This window comes from Microbacterium sp. nov. GSS16 (genome assembly GCF_028198145.1).
Classification (GTDB): domain Bacteria; phylum Actinomycetota; class Actinomycetes; order Actinomycetales; family Microbacteriaceae; genus Microbacterium.
In genome coordinates, this window is record NZ_CP116338.1 from 1,346,900 (window position 1) to 1,362,659 (window position 15,760).

Sequence of the window (15,760 nt, forward strand, 5' to 3'; positions counted from 1 at the left end):
GACGCGGACAGTAGGATCTCTGCCGTGGCAGGATCCTCCAAGAAGACGAAGAAGCGCGCTCCGCAGCAGCGACGCCGCGCTGGCGGCAACCCGGCGAAGCGCCCGGCGCTCGCCCTCGCGCCGGTGACCGCCAAGGACTGGATCGGCGCCGCCCGTCTGCGCACCCTGCCGCTGGCCGTGGCCCCGGTCGTGCTCGGCACCGGTGCGGCGCAGACCGTCGACCACCTCTTCCACTGGGTCATCGCGCTCGCCTGCCTGGCCGTCGCGGTGCTGCTGCAGATCGGCGTGAACTTCGCCAACGACTACAGCGACGGCATCCGCGGCACCGACGCCGAGCGCGTCGGTCCCGCCCGCCTGACCGCCTCCGGACGCGTCCCGGCGAAGCGGGTGCTGCTGGTCGCGCTCGTCTTCTTCGCGCTCGCCGCCGTGGTCGGCCTCGCCATCGTCATCCGATCGCAGCAGTGGTGGATGCTCGTGGTCGGCGCGCTGTGCATCGTCGCCGCGTGGTTTTACACGGGAGGCAAGCGCCCCTACGGCTACAACGCGATGGGCGAGCTGTTCGTCTTCGTGTTCTTCGGGCTCGTCGCCACACTCGGCACCACGTGGGTGCAGGTGCAGTACCTGCCGACCGTCGCGTGGGTGGTCGCGGTCGCGGCCGGACTTTTCGCGTGCGCGGTGCTGCTCGCCAACAACCTGCGCGACATCGATCAGGATCGCGCCGTCGGCAAGCGCACCCTCTCTGTGCTGATCGGGCGACGCGCCACCCAGGTGCTGTTCACGCTGTTCGTGCTCATCCCGTTCGCGCTCGCCGCGTGGATCGCCCTGCTCTACCCGATCGCGTGGTTGGCCATGCTCGCTCTGCTGGCGGGGCTCGTGGCGATCGTCATCGTCTGGACGTACCGGCAGCCGCGCGAGCTGGTCACCGCGCTCGCGCTCACCTCGCTGACCGCACTCGCGTACGCGGGCCTGGTGTACTGGGCTCTCGTCGGCTGAGGTCGGGACTCGACCTCGGCGGCGGAAGAGTGATCCGCACACCCCTACGTCGCAGAAGGAGCAGCATGTCGTTTCAGGCGTACCTCGACAACATCGAGACGAAGACGGGCCTCACTCCGCGGCAGTTCATCGAACTGGCATCCGAGAAGGGCTTCGGGCCCGGCACCAAGGCCACTCCGATCCTCGAATGGCTGAAAGCCGACTACGAGCTCTCGCGCGGCTACGGCATGGCACTCGTGCACGTGATCACGAAGGGCTCTCAGATCAGCGCGAAGCACGTCGGCACCGACAGCGCGCACGCGGACCCGTCGGACAGCCTCTGGCTCGACGGCAAGGCCACCAACCCCGCATCCGCGGGAACCTGAACGTGCTGCTCGCGCGGGAGAGACTCGACTGCGGTCACTCGCCCGCGAGGCGGTCCTCAGCATCCTCATCAGAGGGACGCCTGTCGCGGTTGCGCTTGGCGTATATGTCGCGGGACGCCTGCGACAGCGGTGCACGCAGGAACAGCAGCGAGATGCTCATGCCGATCAGCGCGGCGAACAGGGCGGCGAGCCACCAGTACTCGCGGAACACGGGGAACAGCCACAGGATGCCCAGCGGCACGATGAACGCCAGCAACCGCAGCACGGTGTAGACGAGGAGGGGTGGCAGCTTCACCCCGACAGTCTACGAGCGGGGGTTAGGCACCTGCTGTGCGTCGCCGCTCTCCGAGGCCGGGCACGAGTCGGCGAACTACACTGGAGGCATGGCTCGTGTCCTGATCGTCGGCGGTTTTCTGGCTGTCATCTTCTGGGTGTTCAGCATCGTCGACGTGGCCGTGCAGCCTGCCGACCGGCACCGCGGGGTGTCGAAGGGCACCTGGATCCTCATCGTCGTGCTGCTGCCGGTCATCGGCGGCATCCTGTGGTTCTGGATCGGGCGACGGCGCCGCGGCGAGCGGGTCAGTGACTTCGTGACGGGTCCGGACGACGATCCGGCCGCCCTGCGCCGCATGAGCACGGCCGAGCAGGATGCCCGGATCCGACAGCTGGAAGAGGAGCTCGCGCGCCTCGACGACGAGACCGACGGCACGGATCCGCGCTCGTGAGCAGCGCCCCCGCAAGCGACGCGGCGGCCGAGCTGCTCGTCGAGCTGGTCGACCACGGCGTCCGCGATCTCGTCCTCTCGCCGGGCTCGCGCTCCCAGGCACTTGCGCTCGCTGCGACTTCGCTGGCGCGCACGGGCGCCATGCGAGTGCACGTGCGCATCGACGAGCGGGTGGCCGGATTCACCGCGCTGGGTATCGCTCGCGAGAGCCGGGTTCCCGTGGCAGTGCTCTGCACGTCGGGAACCGCAGCGGGCAACCTGCTTCCCGCGACCATGGAGGCCTTCCACTCCGGCATCCCGCTGCTGCTGCTCACCGCCGACCGTCCGCCAGAGCTGCGCGGGGTCGGGGCGAACCAGGCCACCATGCAGCCGGGGATCTTCGGATCGTTCGTGCGGTTGCACGTCGATGCCGAGGTGCCCGGCGCGTCGGATATCTCGGACGAGACGTGCTCGGAGCAGCGTGTCGCCCATGAACATGCCGGGCAAGAGCCGGATGGTCTGAGGATCCCGACCGGCTGCACGGCGTGGGCCGGCCTCGCGGAGCGCGCCGTGCGCGCCGCGCTGGGACTCGACGGCGACGGGCTGGCCGGTATCGCCGGCCCCGTGCACCTGAACCTGCCCACGCGCGAGCCGCTTTCTGCCGCGGCCGAGGTCATCGCGACGCCCGGTGATGCGCCGACGGCACCGCCGGCCGAGCCCGTGCTGCTGCCCCGGGGTCCACGCACGATCGTGGTCGCGGGAGCGGACGCCGGACCGGATGCCGAGGAGCTGTCTCATGCGGGCAGCTGGCCGCTCATCGCCGAGGTCGTCAGCGGCGCGCGCTTCGGCCGGCTTCTCGTGCACGGCTACCGTGCCCTGCTGCGGGAGGAGCCGCTCGGCGGGCGCATCGAGCGGGCCGTGGTCTTCGGGCATCCCACCCTCAGCCGCGAGGTCGCGGCTCTGCTGGCCCGCCGCGACGTCGAGGTCATCGCGGTGCGTGCGGGCGGTGAAGCGCTGAACCTGAACGGTCGCACGCGAGCGGTCGCCGCCGTAGCCGTCGAGTCGGGCGCGGCCGACCGTCAGTGGCTGGGGGAGTGGATGACCGCCTCGCAGGAGAGCGCGGTCGACCTCAGCGCCCCCGCGCCGGATCAGAAGGGGCTGTATTCCGACGACAGCGCCGAACGGCTGGGTGCGGTGCGCGCCGAGCTCGACGCCGTGCGCCGGCGGGTGGATCGTCAGATTCTGACCGACGCCGTGTGGCGCGCCACCTGGCCGCACGATCGGCTCGTGTTCGGGTCGTCGCGTCTGGTGCGAGTCGCCGACCAGGTGCTCGGCGGCAAGAAGGTGCCTGTTCACGCGAACCGAGGGCTCGCGGGCATCGACGGCACGGTGGCGACCGGCATCGGCATCGCCCTGGCCAGCCAAGGCGACGGCGCGCCGGGAGTGACCCGCGTGCTGCTCGGCGACCTGGCCTTCCTGCACGACGTCGGTGCGCTGCTGCTGCCCGGCGACGAACCCGCCCCGCGCATTCAGGTGATCGTCGGCAATGACGGCGGAGGCACCATCTTCGACGGACTGGAGGTCGCCTCCTCCGCCCAGCAGGTCGACCTCGACCGAGCGTTCTACACTCCGCACGCCGCGCAGCTGGCCGACCTCGCCGCCGCCTACGGGTGGGACTTCCTGCAGGTGAGCACCCGCTCGGCGCTCGACCAGGCGCTGACCTCTGCGATCTCGGGCCCGCAGATCATCGAGGTTCCGCTCGAGCGCTGAGCCGCGCTCGCCCACAGCGCGCGGTCAGTCGAGGCGCTGGGCGATCTCGCCCAGATCTGCGCTCGCGTAGCGGTCTTCGGAAGCCGTCGCGTCCGGACCGCCGGCCTCGAGTTCGTACAGGTCGCTCTTCTGCGGGGCGACGGCCTGCGCCTCCACGGGCTGCGTCTCGGTGAGCACGTCGTCGAGCCCCTGCAGCGCACTGAACCTGCGGGCCTGCGTGACGACGTTGCGGTCGAGTGACCCGGCGAACCTGTTGTAGGCGTCGACGGTCGAGTTGAGACTGCGCCCGAGCTTGGCCAGGTGCTGTCCGAGCGTTCCGAGGCGCTTGTGCAGCTCTTTGCCCACGGTGAAGATCTGTTGAGCCTCCTGAGCCAGCTGGTCCTGCCGCCACGCGTGTCCCACGGTGCGCAGCAGCGCGATGAGCGTCGAAGGCGTCGCGATCACGACGTTGCGCTCGAAGGCGTACTCGTAGAGCGTCGCGTCCTGATCGAGCGCCGCCGCGAGAAACGGCTCTGCGGGCACGAACATCACCACGAACTCGGGTGATCCCGCGACGACATCCCAGTACTCCTTGGCGCCGAGGTCGTCGATGTGCTTCTTCAGATGGCGCGCGTGCGCCGCCAGCCGCTGCGCGCGGACGGCCTCGTCGGTGGCCTCCATCGCCTCGAGATACCCGCTGAACGCGACCTTCGAGTCGACGACGACGCGCTTGTCGCCGGCGAGGTGCACGACCAGGTCGGGCCGCAGCGCGCCGTCGTCGGTGCTGTGATGCATCTGCTCGTCGAAGTCGACGTGATTGACCATGCCCGACGCCTCGACCACACGCCGCAGCTGCAGCTCGCCCCAGCGCCCGCGCACCTGGGGCGCCCGCAGGGCGTTGACGAGGTTGCGGGTCTCCGAACCGAGCGTCTCCGACGACTGGCGCATGATCTGCAGCTGCTCGGCGAGCGCCGCATGGGCCTCGAGACGCGCCTTCTCAGCGGTCGTCATCTCCGACTTCACGGTGTCGAGGGTCTTCTGGATCGGCTCGATGAGCTGCTGCACCGCATCCTGCCGCTTCTGCAGCTCGGCGGCCCCCTCGCTCTGGCTGCGCTTGAGGCGCTCTTCCGCCTGCTGCAGGAACGCCTTGGTGTTCGCCTCCAGCGCCCGCCGGCTCAGCGCATCGAACTCGTCGGCGAGGCGCTTCTGATCGGCCTTCAGCTCTTCCAGTCGCTCGGCCGCCCGCCGGCGCTCCGCCAGCACATCGGCATCGGCCTCCTCACGCACCTCGGCGAGCCGGCGCGCATGCTCCACGCGCTCGTGCTCCCGTCGCTCCTCGGCCTCGCGCCGGGCATCCGCCACCGCCCGCTCGCCCAGCTGCCGCACCTCGGCGACTCGCCGATCGGCCAGCGTCCGCTCCTCCTGTACTCGCGCGGAGTTCTCGGCGCGCAGCGCCTCGGCATCCCGTTCGAGTGCGGCCACGCGCAGCAGTGCCGCACCGGCCTCGGCCTGCCGGCCCGCATGGGCTGAGTGGACGCGCTGCGCGCCGAGCACGAAGCCGAGCGCTCCGGCGAGAGCGGCGGCGATCACCGCGATGACGACGAGAACGATGGTGTCCATGTCTCCGATTGTGGATGAGGCCACCGACACTTCGACTCGCGGGCTCGCTCAGTGCGGCGCATGGCCCGCTCAGGCTCGCAGGGGGCATGATGTCTGCATGGCGACGCACGCATGGACCACCGATCCGGCCGAGCTGCTCAGAGTCGGCGAGGGCTTCTCGCTCGACGCGGTCGATGCGGACGCGCACCCCGGCTTCGACGGCGACAAAGATGCCGGCACCGCCCTGCTCGAGCAGCGCGAGCGGCGTCTCGACGAGCTCCAGGAGCGGCTGTTCGCCGCCAGCCATGTGGGCGAAGGGCACGACGCGGTGCTGCTCGTGCTGCAGGCGATGGACACCGCAGGCAAGGGCGGAATCGTGCGGCACGTCGTCGGTGGCGTCGACCCGCAGGGCGTCGACTTCGCGGCGTTCAAGGCGCCCACCGAAGAAGAGCTCGCGCACGACTTCCTCTGGCGCGTCGAGAAGCGCCTGCCCGACGCCGGCATGATCGGCGTCTTCGACCGCTCGCATTACGAGGACGTGCTGATCGGCCGGGTGCGCGGCCTGGCCGACGAGGTCGAGATCGAGCGCCGGTACGGCGCGATCGTCGACTTCGAGCGCCGCATCGCGGCATCCGGAACCCGCATCGTCAAGGTCATGCTGCACATCTCACGCGACGAGCAGAAGGACCGGCTGATGGAGCGGCTGGACCGCCCCGACAAGCACTGGAAGTACAACCCCGGCGATGTCGACGAGCGGATGCTGTGGAGCGATTACATGGCCGCGTATCAGACCGTGTTCGAGCGTACCTCGACGCCGGATGCGCCCTGGTACGTCGTGCCCGCGAACCGCAAATGGTACGCGCGCCTCGCCGTGCAGGAGCTGCTCATCGGCGCTCTGGAGGACATCGATCCGCGATGGCCGGCCGCCGACTTCGACGTCGAGGCCGAGAAGAAGCGCCTCGCTGCCAGCTGAGCGAAAAGGTCAGCGCCGCGGCTTGCGCGCGCGATGCAGTGCGACGATTCCGAACGAGAGGTTGCGGTACTCGACATCCGTCCAGCCCGCCTCGCGGATCCACGCGGCCAGCGTGCGCTGGTCGGGCCAGTCGCGGATCGACTCGTTCAGATAGTCGTACGCGTCGCCGTTGGTGCCGGCGAGGCGCGCGACCCGCGGCAGCACCTGTGCGTTGTAGAAGTCGTAGAACCCGCGGAAGAAGCGCCCTGGAGGCGTCGAGAACTCGTTGATCACCATGCGGCCGCCGGGCTTGGTGACCCGCAGCAGCTCGCGCAGCGCCTTCTTCGGGTCCTGCACGTTGCGCAGGCCGTACGACATGGTGACCGCGTCGAACTCGGCGTCGCCGAAAGGCAGGTCCGTGGCATCCGCCTCGACGAAGGTGATGTTGTGCAGGTGGCCGTGCCTGCGCCGCCCCTCTGCGAGCATCCCGGGGGAGAAGTCGGCGGCGACGATCTGTGCTCCGCTCGCGGCGAGGGAGGCGGAGGAGGATGCCGTGCCCGCAGCCAGATCGAGGATCCGCTCGCCGCGCTTCGGCGCGACCGCGCGCGTCGTGGCCGCGCGCCACAGCGCATCGTTGCCGAGCGTCATGACGGTGTTCGTGCGGTCATAGCCTTTCGCGACCTGGTCGAACATGCCGCTGACGCGGGAGGGGTTCTTGCCGAGATCGGCGCGGTTCGGCTGCATGCTTCGATCCTAGAGCGACCGGATGCCGTGCGCTCCGCCCGGACGGACGCCCGGGGCGTCCCTCGCCGCGCACGACCGACTCCGAAGGGGCCGGTGCAGCCCGGGCATAGACTCGCCGGGTGAATGCGACGCGCCCCGAACCGGGCACACCGATGGCCATGACCTGGCGCAAATGGGACGGCTCGCCGCACTGGAACAACGACGTCGTCTACCTGGGCGCCGACGACTGGGGCGACTGGATCGGACAGCCGATCGGCTGGCGCAGCCACCGCCCCGGCGCGGACTTCGTCGCCGAGTCGCCGAACGTCACCCTGGTGCCCCGCGACCACACCGACTTCGCGCTCACCGTGCACCGCGGGCACCCGCGCCACATGCGGGTGTACATCGACCTCGCGTGGGACGTGCGCTGGACCCGGGATCCGCGGCTGGCCACGGCGATCGACATGGACCTCGACGTGGTGCGGCGCCTCACCGAGCAGGGCACGTACGTCGACGACCGCGACGAGTGGGCCGAGCACAGCATCCGCTACGGCTACCCGGCCGAGGTCATGACCCACCTCGAGGCACGCGCCGTCGAACTCGAGCAGCAGGTGCGCGCCCAGCTCGCCCCGTTCGACGATGCCACCGCAGACCCGTGGCTCGACCGCCTCGTCGCGCTCGGTCTGCACCGCTGACGCCCGCCCGCGGGCATCCGACCCGCGTCACCGCGTACGAACCGGGGGCCGACACGCCAGATGTCGGACCGAACCCGCGAATCGGTCCGACATCTGGAGTGTCGGCCCCCGAAGTGTCACGCCGCCCGCCGCCCGCCGCCCGGCGCACGCCGCCCCGCCGGCGCATGCCGCCCCGCCCGCCGCCCGCCGAGCCCCGCCGGCGCATCCCCGGCCCCGCCCGGCGGATAGGCTGTACGGGTGAGCAGCATCCGCCTGGTCGCCGAGACCCGCGAGATCCCACCCGTCGGGGATCTGCTGGCACACACCTCCGCCACCCGGCCTCTGGCCTGGCTGCGTCGCGGCGAGGGGATCGTGGCCGCCGGCGACGGCGTCGCCGCGGTGATCCGCGTGCCAGCGGGCTCTGGATGCCTGCGCAGCGCCGTCATCGCCGACGCATGGCGGGAGATCACGGCCATCGCCGACATCGACGACGAGGTGGGACTCGCCGGCACCGGTCTCGTCGGCTTCGGCGCGCTGGCGTTCGACGAGGACTCGTCGTCCGACAGCGTGCTGCTCGTGCCGCAGACGGTCATCGGGCTGCGTGACGGTCGCAGCTGGATCACCCGCATCCGTCAGGCTTCCGATGCGGACTTCGCCCCGACTCCCGAACCGGCCGCCCTCGGGCCGCACTGGGCGGGCCGCGTCGGGCCCGGCGCACAGACCCCGCAGGGGTACCAGGATGCCGTCCGCCGCGCCCTCGACGAGATCGCGGAGGGCGCGTACAGCAAGGTCGTGCTCGCCCGGGACCTGACCGGCACGGTGCCGGGCGACGCCGACCTGCGCCGCCTCGTGCGCGCACTGGCGACGGGCTACCCCGACACGTGGACCTTCGCCGTCGACGGACTCGTCGGCGCGAGCCCCGAGACACTGGTCACCGCGCATGAGCGGGTGGTCACCGCCCGTGTGCTGGCGGGAACGGCCGGGCGGGGAGCAGACCCGTCCGAGGATCACGCGGCATCCGCAGCGCTCGCCGCGAGCGGCAAAGACCTCGACGAGCACCGCTACGCCGTGCAGAGCGTCCTGACGGCACTCGCACCGCACACCAGCGCGCTCGACGCCGACACCGCTCCCTTCGTGCTCGAGCTGCCCAATCTCTTCCACCTCGCCACCGACGTGGCTGGTCGACTCACCGACGGCGCGTCATCGCTCGACCTGGTCGGGGCGATGCACCCGACCGCGGCTGTCGCCGGCGCGCCCACAGATGCCGCGATCGCCGCGATCCGACGCATCGAGCCCTTCGACAGGGGGCGCTACGCCGGGCCGGTCGGGTGGATCGACGCCGCCGGCGACGGCGAATGGGCCATCGCGCTGCGCTGTGCGCAGTTCGGCGACGCGCCGCGGGAGGCATCCGGTGCGAGACGCGTCACGGCATACGCCGGGGCGGGCATCGTCGCCGGCAGCGAGCCCGAGTCGGAGCTGCTCGAGACGCGCGTCAAATTCCGCCCTCTCGTCGACGCTCTCGCGTGAACGGTTTCCGCGTGCCCGTCGTGCCGTCACCCTCCGCCGCGAAGGTAGGGTTGAGTACGTGACTTCAGGCCCCGCGACCCCGGGCACGCGACTGGCGAGCCGACTCGGCTTCAGCGACCGCATCTTCCTCGGCCCGGCCGCGCGTCGCGTCGCCTCGCGCATCGAGGCCGGACTCGACCTGGTCGAGGCGGGCATCGCCGAAGAGGTCAAGGTCGCCGACTCGATCGCGGATGCCGCCGCCCGCTACCTGTACGAGGCCGGCGGCAAGCGCATCCGGCCCGTGCTCACCCTGCTCACCGCGCAGCTCGGCGACGGCGGCACCGCAGCGGTGATCGATGTGGCCAAGGCGCTCGAGCTCACCCACCTCGGCTCGCTGTACCACGACGATGTCATGGACGGCGCCGACACCCGTCGCGGAGTGCCTGCGGCACACGCGGTGTGGGGCAACAACGTCGCCATTCTCACCGGCGACATCCTGTTCTCGCGTGCGAGCCAGATCATGTCGCGCTACGGCGACCGCGCGATGCGCCTGCAGGCCGACACGTTCGAGCGGCTCGTGCTCGGCCAGCTTCGCGAGACCGTCGGCGCGCAGCCCGGCGATGACCCGATCGACTTCTACATCCAGGTGCTCGCCGACAAGACCGGCTCGCTGATCGCCGCAGCGACCCAGGGCGGAGCGATCTTCTCGAATGCCCCCGCCGAGTTCGAAGAGCCGCTGCGCGTCTACGGCGAGAAGGTGGGCGTGGCCTTCCAGCTGCTCGACGACGTGATCGACCTCTCGGCCGACGCTGAAGAGACCGGCAAGGTTCCGGGCACCGATCTGCGCGCGGGAGTGCCGACGATGCCGTCGCTGCTGCTGAAGACGAGCGAGGCACCCGAAGACGTCGATCTCGCGCGGAGGATAGACGAGGGCGTCGCCCGCATCGCCGAAGGCGCCGATCCCTCGGTGCTCGACGGGCCGCTCGCCGAGCTGCGTGACAATGACGCCACCGCCCGCACCCTGACTCTCGCCCGCACCTGGACGGCCGACGCCGTCGCCGCGCTCGCACCGCTGCCCAAGGGCACCGTGCGCGATGCGCTGACCCGGTTCGCGGAGACTCTCGCTGATCGCAGCAGCTGACGGAAGGAACCCCATGACGAAGCTCAAGCTGGCCATCGTCGGGGCGGGACCGGCAGGCATCTACGCCGCCGACCTCCTGCTCAAGGCCGAGCGCAAGTTCGATGTCTCCATCGACCTCTTCGAGCAGCTGCCCGCGCCCTACGGTCTGGTCCGCTACGGCGTGGCTCCCGACCACCCGCGCATCAAGGGCATCATCACGGCGCTGCGCGACGTGCTCGACCGCGGTGACATCCGCCTGTTCGGCAACGTGCGCTTCGGCACCGACATCACCATCGACGACCTCAAGCGCCACTACAACGCGGTGATCTTCGCCACCGGCGCGGTGCGCGACTCGTCGCTCGACATCCCCGGCATCGACGCCGACCACTCGTTCGGGGCGGCCGAATACGTGAGCTGGTTCGACGGGCATCCGGATGTGCCGCGCGAGTGGAGCCTGGACGCCGAGTCGGTCGGCGTGATCGGCAACGGCAACGTGGCGCTCGACGTCGCCCGCATGCTCGCCAAGCACGCCGATGACCTGCTGGTCACCGAGGTGCCCGAGAACGTCTATCAGGGCCTGAAGGCCAGCCGCATCACGGATGTGCACGTGTTCGGCCGCCGCGGCCCCGCGCAGGTGAAGTTCACCCCGCTCGAGCTGCGCGAGCTGGGCGAGCTGCGCGACGTCGACATGGTCGTGTACGACGAGGACTTCGACTACGACGAGGCGTCGCGCCAGGCCGTCACCAGCAACAAGCAGGTGATGGTGATGGACCGCATCATGCAGTCGTGGCGCAAGCTCGACTCGGTGAACAACGCCGGCGGCACGGCATCCCGACGCCTGCACCTGCACTTCTGGGCACGCCCCGTCGAGGTGAAGAAGGATGAGAACGGCCGCGTCGCGGCGCTCGTCTACGAGCGCACCAAATCCGACGGCGCCGGGGGCGCGGTCGGCACCGGCGAGCTGCGCGAGGTGCCCATGCAGGCGCTGTACCGCGCGATCGGCTACTTCGGATCGCCGCTGCCCGGCGTGCCGTTCGACAAGAAGCACGGCGTGATCCCCAACCGCGAGGGGCAGGTGCTCGAGACGAAGTCGAACCAGCGCGTGCCCGGCATCTACGCCACCGGCTGGATCAAGCGCGGGCCGGTCGGCCTGATCGGTCACACCAAGTCGGATGCCATGGAGACCGTGCGGCACCTGATCAACGATCAGGGTTCGTGGTGGCAGCCCGAGGACCCGTCCGAGGATGCGATCCCGGCGCTCCTCGCCGAGCGCGGCGTCGCGTGGACGGATCTCGACGGCTGGCACCGTCTGGACGCGCACGAGATCGAGCTCGGCGCGCCGCATGAGCGCGCCCGGGTCAAGCTCGTGCCGCGCGAGGAGATGGTCCGCGTATCGCGCGGGGAGTGAGCTCTCGCGCCCGCTAGGTTGAGTGCATGGCCGAGTGGGTTCCCGATGTCCTCGGTGAGGGCTTCCAGCAGCTCACTCTGCCGTTGGGGGAGGACGTCGAGGGCGACATCGTCGCGACTCTCGTGCGCGCGCTGCCCGACCCCGTGCCGTGGTGGCGCCTCGGCGGCGATCGCCGCCCGCTGGCGGACGTCGACGTGCTCTACGTGCACGGCTGGTCGGACTACTTCTTCCAGAGGCGACTGGCCCGGTTCTGGACCGATCGAGGCGCGCGGTTCTTCGCCCTCGACCTGCGCAAGTACGGCCGCAGCCTGCGACCGGGCCAGACACCCGGGTACATCACCGATCTCGCCGAGTACGATGCCGACATCGCCGCTGCGCTGGAGGCCAGGGGCGATGCCGCGGGACGGCGTCTCGTGCTGCTCGGCCATTCCACCGGCGGGCTCATCCTCAGTCTCTGGGCGTCGCGGCATCCGCGTCAGGTAGACGCGGTGATCCTCAACGCGCCCTGGCTGGAGTTCCAGCTGGGAGCGGCGCGTGCGGCGATCACGCCGATGGTCGAGCTGCAGGCGAGGCTGCGCCCGATGGAGCCGGCGCCGCAGGTCGACCTCGGCTTCTACACCCGCGCGCAGCGCGAGGTCGCCGATCCCGACGATCCGGTCGAGGTGAACCCGCTGTGGCGGCCCGAGCAGGCGATGACCGTGCACGCCGCCTGGCTGCGAGCGGTTCTCGCCGGGCACGCCGCCGTCTCGCGCGGCCTCGACATCGAGGTGCCGGTCTGCGTGCTGCTGTCGGCGCGATCGGCGCTGCCCACTCGGTGGTCCGATGAGCTGATGTCGGCCGACAGCGTGCTGGTCGTCGACGACATCGCCCGCGCCGCGCTCAAGCTCGGTCGCTCGGTCACCGTCGAGCGGATCGACGGCGCGCTGCACGACGTCTTCCTGTCGCGCCGCGACGTGCGCACCGAGGCGTACGAGCGCCTCGACAACTGGGCGCGGGGGTGGGCGCACACCCACGCCTCCGTCAGATGAGCCAGTACATCCGCCGGCAGGCCTGCTCGGCGGCGTCCGCATCGCGGCGCAGGAACGCGTCCTCCAGATCGGCGCACGCGCTCTCGACGTGCGGATGCCTGTCGGCGGGCACATCGTGCGTCTTCAACGCACGTGCGAGCGCGAGGCTCACGTCGTCGATCAACGCCACCTGCAGCGCGTTGCCCGAGCGCGGGGCGAGGTATTCGATCAGAGCGCGTCGGGCGCTCGCGGTCGCGGCGGTGTCGGAGATGTCGGCGCTGACGGCGCGGATGAGCCGGCACACCGCCTCCAGCTCGGCGGCCGTGAGCCGAGGGCACGCGAGGCGGACGACGATGCTCGCCTGCAGACCCGCGAAGACGTGCGCCGTCTCGACCTGATCGGGCGTGACCGACGAGACTTCGGTGTACCTGCTCGGATACATCGTGACCATGCCGATGCGCTCGAGCCGCTGCAGCGCCTCACGCACCGGTGTGCGCGACACCGACAGCTCGACGGCGAGTTCGCTGTCGCGGATCCGTGCGCCCGGAGCGAGTTCGCCGCTCACGATCCGTTCGCCGATCAGGTGGAACAGCCCCTCGGCGAGCAGCTGCTTCCTCGCCCCGATATCCGCTCTCGGCGGTCGTTCGACGTCGACCATGTGTCTCTCCCCAATGCGCCTGACGGCGTCCCCCGGGTTGCCCCATACAACCCATACACCGGCATTCTACCCAGGGCGTGCGACACGGCGCCCTCGCCACCGCCTGCCGAGCGGCAGGAGGTCGTCGAAGGTCGGATATCGGGCCGACGGATGCCTGACGCGCGCTGACCGGACGAGCGCGGCGTCGGCAGAGACGGTGGCGCGTCAGCGGTAGTTGATGAACTGCAGGTCGATGTCGAGATCGCTGCCCTTGAGCAGAGCGATCACCGACTGCAGGTCGTCGCGGCTCTTCGACTGCACGCGCAGCTCGTCGCCCTGGATCTGGCTCTTCACGCCCTTGGGGCCCTCGTCGCGGATGATCTTGCCGATCTTCTTCGCGTTCTCGCTCGAGATCCCGTCCTTCAGACTCGAGGTGAGGCGGTACTCCTTGCCGCTCGCGACCGGCTCTCCCGACTCGAGGCTCTTCAAGGAGATGCCGCGCTTGATCAGCTTCGACTGGAACACGTCGAGCACGGCGTTGACGCGCTCCTCCGAGTTCGCCACGATCACGATCTGCTCGCCGCTCCACGAGATCGACGCGCCGGTACCCTTGAAGTCGTAGCGCTGCTCGATCTCCTTGCGCGCCTGGTTGAGTGCGTTGTCCGCCTCCTGGTGATCAACCTTGGAGACGATGTCGAACGAAGAGTCAGCCATGACTACCACCATAGAGTGTCAGCCCCGCCCACCGGAGGCGGTGCATCACTTGTCCTTTCCGCCGTTGCCGTTGCCGTTGCCGTTTCCCTTGCCCTGTGGGGAGTCGCTCTTGCCGGCGGCCTTCCCGGAGTTCGTCTCGGGCGAGCTTCCCGAGTTGCTGCCCGGCCCGGCGTTCGGGTTCCCGCTGGCCTTCTCCGCCGTCGAGGTGCCTGCGGTCTGCACGTCGGACTGCACCTCGGTCTGCACCTCGGACTGGTCGAGCTGGGCGGGCTGCACCGGCTCGACGGGTTCGACCGGTGTCTCGGCGATCGGCGTGGTGACCGGCTGGTCGGCATCCGGCGTCGTCGGAGTCTCTGCGACCTCCGCCGGCGTGACGGTCGGCGTCGGAGACGTGCCGGCCGGCCACGCCATCCACCCGCCGGCGAGAACGGCGGCCGCCGCTGCAGCGGCCGCGAACGCGCCCATCGTCCGACGACGCATGGGTCGACGCTTCTGCACGTCGGGAGTCGTCGCCGACGCGATCTTCGGCGCCGCGGGCGTGGCGATCGACACCGCAGGCAGCGCCGCCGTCGTTCCGGTGGTGTCGTCCGGCACACCGGTGGTGTCGTCACGGGCATCCGCCGACATGATCGACACCTCGTGCACGACCTCGGCCGCCGTCGGACGCTGGTCGGGCTCGCTGTGCGTCATCCGACGCAGCAGATGAACCCACTCGGCGCCGAGACCGTCGGGGATGCCCGGTTCGCTGACCAGCCGTGCGAGCGCGGTCTGCACGTCGCGGGTGCGCGGGAAGGCCGGCTCGCCGGTGAGGGATTCGAGTAGCACGAGGCCGAGGGAGTAGATGTCTGCGGCCGGGGTGATCGGATCGGCCCGCACCTGCTCGGGTGCCATGTACGCGGCCGTGCCGATCGCGATCCCCGGCGATGTGCGCCGAGCCTCGTCGGGATGGAAGGCGATGCCGAAGTCGGTGAGCTTGGCGTTCCAGCCGTCGTTCCCGTCGGTGCGGGCGAGCAGGACGTTCGACGGCTTCACGTCGCGGTGCACGATGCCGCGGGCGTGGACGACGCGCAGCGCGTCAGCCAGATCGCGACCGATAGCGGCAGCCTCGCCGCGAGTGAGGGTGCCCCGGGTGAGGTGCGTGGCGAGCGTGGGCCCGTCGACGAACTCCATCACCAGGTATCGCGGGTGCGGAAGATCGAGACTCGCGTCGTACAGGGCGACGAGCGAGGGGTGGGAGAGGGATGCCAGAAGCGCCGTCTCACTGTGGACGCGCTCGCATTCCAGAGGCGTCTCGTCGTCCGCGCGGAGCAGCTTGATGGCGACCGTACGGCGCAGCAGCGAGTCGTGTGCGCGGTAGACCATGGATGTCGCGCCTCGGCCGACACAGCCGTCGAGCCGGTACCGTCCGTCGAGAAGAGGGGCCGTCGCCTCGTCGTCGATCGTATCCATCGGAACTCCGCAATCCGGCACGGCTCGGGCGCCGTGACCCTGCCCAAGCTAGGGGCGCCGGCCCGCATCGTCTTCCGCCTTGACGTCGACGTCAGGACGTGCAAGAGGCCGGGAGGGTGCATAAGGGTCTCGATTTGGAAACGCTTTCAGTCGACGCTACC

At 70.3% G+C, this 15,760-nt stretch carries 16 protein-coding genes; 10 read left to right on the top strand and 6 right to left on the bottom strand.

What is annotated here, in order from left to right:
• Nucleotides 1–24 precede the first annotated feature (24 nt).
• Together PGB26_RS06275 and PGB26_RS06280 are read left to right on the top strand one after the other, a co-directional pair.
• Entirely contained in the window at nt 25–993 is a 969-nt protein-coding gene (locus PGB26_RS06275; RefSeq protein ID WP_271639479.1) for a 1,4-dihydroxy-2-naphthoate polyprenyltransferase, read from the top strand.
• Between the two features lie 65 nt (nt 994–1,058).
• Complete coding sequence (locus tag PGB26_RS06280) at nt 1,059–1,358, top strand: DUF4287 domain-containing protein (RefSeq protein ID WP_271639480.1); 300 nt, start codon at nt 1,059–1,061, stop codon at nt 1,356–1,358.
• A 34-nt stretch (nt 1,359–1,392) separates the two neighbouring features.
• Here PGB26_RS06280 and PGB26_RS06285 read toward each other — a convergent pair whose 3' ends face one another.
• A complete protein-coding gene (locus tag PGB26_RS06285) occupies nt 1,393–1,653 on the bottom strand; it encodes a DUF4229 domain-containing protein (protein WP_271639481.1) in 261 nt (86 codons plus the stop codon).
• Between the two features lie 88 nt (nt 1,654–1,741).
• Between PGB26_RS06285 and PGB26_RS06290 the strand changes: the two genes are divergently transcribed.
• Nucleotides 1,742–2,083 (top strand): PLDc N-terminal domain-containing protein, encoded by a 342-nt coding sequence (locus PGB26_RS06290; protein WP_271639482.1) that lies wholly within the window; start codon nt 1,742–1,744, stop codon nt 2,081–2,083.
• Complete coding sequence (locus tag PGB26_RS06295; RefSeq protein ID WP_271639483.1) at nt 2,080–3,831, top strand: thiamine pyrophosphate-binding protein; 1,752 nt, start codon at nt 2,080–2,082, stop codon at nt 3,829–3,831. The genes PGB26_RS06290 and PGB26_RS06295 overlap by 4 nt, the downstream gene beginning before the upstream one ends.
• Nucleotides 3,832–3,855: 24 nt before the next feature.
• Here the strand turns inward: PGB26_RS06295 and rmuC are convergent, their stop codons facing one another.
• The gene (gene rmuC, locus PGB26_RS06300; RefSeq protein ID WP_271639484.1) at nt 3,856–5,430 is read right to left on the bottom strand and encodes a DNA recombination protein RmuC; all 1,575 of its coding nucleotides are present in this window, start codon (nt 5,428–5,430) and stop codon (nt 3,856–3,858) included.
• Nucleotides 5,431–5,527: 97 nt separating this feature from the next.
• Here rmuC and PGB26_RS06305 point away from each other — a divergent pair, with 97 nt between their 5' ends.
• Complete coding sequence (locus PGB26_RS06305) at nt 5,528–6,382, top strand: polyphosphate kinase 2 family protein (protein WP_271639485.1); 855 nt, start codon at nt 5,528–5,530, stop codon at nt 6,380–6,382.
• Between the two features lie 9 nt (nt 6,383–6,391).
• Here the strand turns inward: PGB26_RS06305 and ubiE are convergent, their stop codons facing one another.
• Complete coding sequence (gene ubiE / locus PGB26_RS06310; RefSeq protein ID WP_271639486.1) at nt 6,392–7,105, bottom strand: bifunctional demethylmenaquinone methyltransferase/2-methoxy-6-polyprenyl-1,4-benzoquinol methylase UbiE; 714 nt, start codon at nt 7,103–7,105, stop codon at nt 6,392–6,394.
• Nucleotides 7,106–7,224: 119 nt separating this feature from the next.
• Between ubiE and PGB26_RS06315 the strand changes: the two genes are divergently transcribed.
• The 5 genes from PGB26_RS06315 to PGB26_RS06335 all read left to right on the top strand — a co-directional run bounded on the left by PGB26_RS06315 (nt 7,225) and on the right by PGB26_RS06335 (nt 12,820).
• Nucleotides 7,225–7,779, top strand: coding sequence for a DUF402 domain-containing protein (locus PGB26_RS06315; RefSeq protein ID WP_271639487.1), 555 nt, complete (start codon nt 7,225–7,227; stop codon nt 7,777–7,779).
• A 237-nt stretch (nt 7,780–8,016) separates the two neighbouring features.
• Nucleotides 8,017–9,285 carry an isochorismate synthase gene (locus PGB26_RS06320; protein ID WP_271639488.1) on the top strand — a complete coding sequence of 423 codons (1,269 nt, stop codon included), beginning with the start codon at nt 8,017–8,019 and terminating at the stop codon, nt 9,283–9,285.
• 58 nt (nt 9,286–9,343) lie between these two features.
• Nucleotides 9,344–10,405, top strand: a complete 1,062-nt coding sequence (locus PGB26_RS06325) for a polyprenyl synthetase family protein (protein WP_271639489.1) — start codon at nt 9,344–9,346, stop codon at nt 10,403–10,405.
• A 13-nt stretch (nt 10,406–10,418) separates the two neighbouring features.
• Nucleotides 10,419–11,792 (top strand): FAD-dependent oxidoreductase, encoded by a 1,374-nt coding sequence (locus PGB26_RS06330; protein ID WP_271639490.1) that lies wholly within the window; start codon nt 10,419–10,421, stop codon nt 11,790–11,792.
• Nucleotides 11,793–11,818: 26 nt separating this feature from the next.
• A complete protein-coding gene (locus PGB26_RS06335; protein ID WP_271639491.1) occupies nt 11,819–12,820 on the top strand; it encodes an alpha/beta hydrolase in 1,002 nt (333 codons plus the stop codon).
• Here the strand turns inward: PGB26_RS06335 and PGB26_RS06340 are convergent.
• The 3 genes from PGB26_RS06340 to PGB26_RS06350 all read right to left on the bottom strand — a co-directional run bounded on the left by PGB26_RS06340 (nt 12,813) and on the right by PGB26_RS06350 (nt 15,599).
• Nucleotides 12,813–13,457, bottom strand: a complete 645-nt coding sequence (locus PGB26_RS06340; protein WP_271639492.1) for a GntR family transcriptional regulator — start codon at nt 13,455–13,457, stop codon at nt 12,813–12,815. The genes PGB26_RS06335 and PGB26_RS06340 overlap by 8 nt on opposite strands.
• Before the next feature lie 204 nt (nt 13,458–13,661).
• The gene (locus tag PGB26_RS06345) at nt 13,662–14,150 is read right to left on the bottom strand and encodes a YajQ family cyclic di-GMP-binding protein (protein WP_271639493.1); all 489 of its coding nucleotides are present in this window, start codon (nt 14,148–14,150) and stop codon (nt 13,662–13,664) included.
• Between the two features lie 45 nt (nt 14,151–14,195).
• Nucleotides 14,196–15,599: a serine/threonine-protein kinase gene (locus PGB26_RS06350; RefSeq protein WP_271639494.1), complete on the bottom strand. Its 1,404-nt coding sequence runs from the start codon at nt 15,597–15,599 to the stop codon at nt 14,196–14,198.
• Between the last annotated feature and the right edge of the window lie 161 nt (nt 15,600–15,760).